Origin of the sequence: Accumulibacter sp. (assembly GCF_032229525.1) — a bacterium.
Taxonomy (GTDB): Bacteria; Pseudomonadota; Gammaproteobacteria; order Burkholderiales; family Rhodocyclaceae; genus Accumulibacter.
This window is the reverse complement of record NZ_JAVTWB010000155.1, coordinates 47,748-49,108: the sequence shown is the minus strand read 5'-3', so window position 1 is coordinate 49,108 and position 1,361 is coordinate 47,748. Positions and strand designations below refer to the sequence as shown.

At 64.2% G+C, this 1,361-nt stretch carries 2 protein-coding genes; both read right to left on the bottom strand.

Translation table 11 applies throughout. The features are described 5' to 3' along the window. Nucleotides 1-497, bottom strand: a 497-nt coding sequence (locus RUW20_RS11965) for a zinc-dependent peptidase (protein WP_313952453.1), incomplete at its 3' end; no start/stop codon positions are given. Then, complete coding sequence (locus RUW20_RS11960) at nucleotides 494-1,360, bottom strand: DMT family transporter (protein ID WP_313952452.1); 867 nt, start codon at nucleotides 1,358-1,360, stop codon at nucleotides 494-496. The genes RUW20_RS11960 and RUW20_RS11965, both read right to left, overlap by 4 nt. Between the last annotated feature and the right edge of the window lies 1 nt (nucleotide 1,361).

Below are 1,361 nucleotides of genomic sequence, written 5' to 3'. Positions count from 1 at the left end.
CCGTTCACTTCGCCATTGAGCATGTCCAGTTTGTGCGCGAACTCGTGGATGACGACGTTGTAGCCGGCGCCGGCCATCTGGGCATCACGCCAGGAAATCAGCAGCGGTCCGCCTTCCCAGGCCTCGCCCGAGGCGAGTTCCTCGTACTCATGGACGACCCCGAATTCATCCTCGATGCTGCGCGGAATGACGAACTCGTCGGCATAGACGACGATGCCGACCCAGCCGCGGTAGTAGTCGAGGCCCAGATTGAGGATCGGCAGGCAGCCCTGCGCGGCGATCGACACGCAGATCTCGTCGCTGAGCTGGAGTTCGCCGGCGGTGGCGAATTCCTTTTCGGCGAGGAAACCTTCGGTCAGCGCCCGTAGCCGGGCCTGCTCTTCGGCATCCAGCGCGCCGAGAAAAGGCAGTGCCGAAACGACTCCCTGCCACAGGGCATCGGGGAACGGGGTGGTTTCCGGCTGTTTCCGCAACCAGCCGAGCAGCTTGCCGATCACGAGGATTTCGCCTGCCCCGGTGCGGCGGTGGTCAGGTAAATACCAGAGAAGATCAGCACCATACCGAGGTAGTGATAGCTGTGCGGGATTTCGGCGAGGAACAGCGCTGCCAGCAGGGTGCCGAAGACCGGCATCAGATGAATGAACAGGCTGGCCTTACTGGCGCCCACTTCGCCGACGGCGCGGTTGTAGAAGACGTAGCCGAGAAAGCCGGGAAAAATGCCCGTGTAGGCGATGCCGGCGAGCGAACTGGCCGAGATCTGGATGCTTCGGCCGTGGGCGATTTCCCAGGCGTAAAGCGGGGCCAGGGCGAGCAGGCCGATGACGATGAAGGCGGCGAGCAGCAGCATCGGGTCGACGCCGACCGGTCGCCATTGCAGTCCGATGGTGTACAGCGCCCAGGTGAAGACGGCGGCCAGCATCCACAGATCGCCGATGTTGAGGCTGAGACTGGCCAGCGTCTGCAGGTCACCGCGGCAGACGATGATCGTCACGCCGGTGAGCGAGAGCAGTACGCCGAGCCACTCGATCCCGCGCAGGTGTTTGCTGAGGAACGCCCACGACAGGGCAATGGTGGCAATTGGAATGAACGAGTTGAGTAGCAGGGCGTTGGTCGCCGCGGTGTAATTCAGGGCCACATAGGCCAGCGTGTTGTAGCCGCCGACCCCGAGCAGGCCGAGCACGACGATCGGCTTCCAGCCCCGCCGCAGCAGCGGCCACTGCGTACGCAGATGGGGTAGGGCGAGTGGCAGGACCAGTGCCAGGGCGATTGCCCAGCGCCAGAAAGCCAGCGCCAGTGGCGGCACCTGGTCGCGGATGGCGCGGCCGAGAACCATGTTGCCGGACCAGAACAGAACGGTCAGC